Here is a 1605-nt window from a genome sequence, read left to right on the forward strand (position 1 = left end):
CCCACAGGCCGTCACCGGTGCGCTGGAACCCGAACATCGAATAGAAGATGTAGACGCCGATCATCGGCTCGTCGTGGGTGGCATACGAGGTGCCCACGGCGGTGAAGCTGGCGGCCGCACCCGCTTCGTTGATGCCCTCGTGCAGAATGTGGCCGGTTTGGCTCTCCCGGTAGGCCAGCATCAATTCGGCGTCGACTGAGGTGTACAGCTGCCCGTTGCGGTTGTAGATCTTCAAGGACGGGAACCATGAGTCCATCCCGAAGGTGCGGGCTTCGTCGGGGATGATCGGCACGATTCGGTCGCCTAGCCCGTTTGTGTGCTTGTCCCGCAACAGTTCCTTGAAGATACGCACCGTGGCCATGGTGGTCGCGACCTCCTGGTTGCCCGACCCCTGCCGCACCGCCCGGTAGGCCTCGGGACCCGGCAGGGTGAGCGCCTTGGACTTGTTGCGGGACCTTTCGCGGGATCTGTTGCGGCGCTCGGGGACAAACCCGCCCAAGCTGCGCCGCCGCTCCAGCAGATAGCGGATCTCCGGCGCCTCCGGACCGGGGTGGTAGTAGGGCGGCAGGTAGGGGTTCTCCTCCAGTTGGGCATCCGAGATCGGGATCCGCATCGAGTCACGGAAGTCCTTGAGGTCTTCCAGTCGGAACTTCTTCATCTGGTGGGTGGCATTGCGCCCGGCGAAGTGGCTGCCCAGGCCATACCCTTTGATGGTCTTGGCCAGGATCACGGTGGGCTGGCCCTTGTGCTCGACGGCGGCGCGGTAGGCCGCATACACCTTGCGGTAGTCGTGACCGCCCCGCTTGAGGTTCCAGATCTGCTCATCGGAGAGCTGCTCGACGAGGGTCTTGGTTCGCGGGTCGCGGCCGAAGAAGTGCTGGCGGACATAGCCGCCGTCGTTGGCCTTGTAGGTCTGGAAGTCCCCGTCAGGGGTGACGTTCATCAGGTTGACCAGGGCGCCGTCCTTGTCGGCGTGCAGCAGCGCGTCCCACTCACGGCCCCAGACCACCTTGATCACGTTCCAGCCGGCACCACGGAAGAACGACTCCAGCTCCTGGATGATCTTGCCGTTGCCGCGCACCGGGCCGTCCAGGCGCTGCAGGTTGCAGTTGATGACGAAGGTCAGGTTGTCCAGCCCTTCCAGCGCGCCGATGTGCAGCAGCCCGCGGCTCTCCGGTTCGTCCATCTCACCGTCGCCCAGGAAGCACCACACATGCTGGTCGGAGGTGTCTTTGATGCCACGGTCATGCAGGTAGTGGTTGAACCGGGCCTGGTAGATGGCGTTCATCGGGCCCAACCCCATCGACACCGTCGGGAACTCCCAGAAGTCGGGCATCAGCCGCGGATGCGGGTATGACGGCAGGCCGCCACCGGGATGGCTGTGCTCTTGGCGGAAGCCGTCGAGCTGATCGGTGGTCAGCCGGCCCTCCAGGAAGGCCCGTGCGTAGATGCCGGGGGAGGCGTGGCCCTGGATGAAGACCTGGTCGCCGCCGCCCGGGTGCGACTTTCCGCGGAAGAAGTGGTTGAAACCGACCTCGTAGAGCGACGCCGACGAGGCGTACGTCGAGATATGACCACCCACGCCGACGCCGGGCCGCTGTGCGC

Annotated in this window: 1 protein-coding gene; it reads right to left on the reverse strand. The window is 65.1% G+C overall.

All coding sequences use genetic code 11. The features are described 5' to 3' along the window. Positions 1 to 1605: pyruvate dehydrogenase (acetyl-transferring), homodimeric type (gene aceE, locus AC2VOP_RS16375; protein WP_486961951.1), on the reverse strand; the 1605-nt coding region annotated here is incomplete at both ends.

The sequence above is a fragment of the Mycobacterium sp. TH-M106 genome (assembly GCF_057473765.1).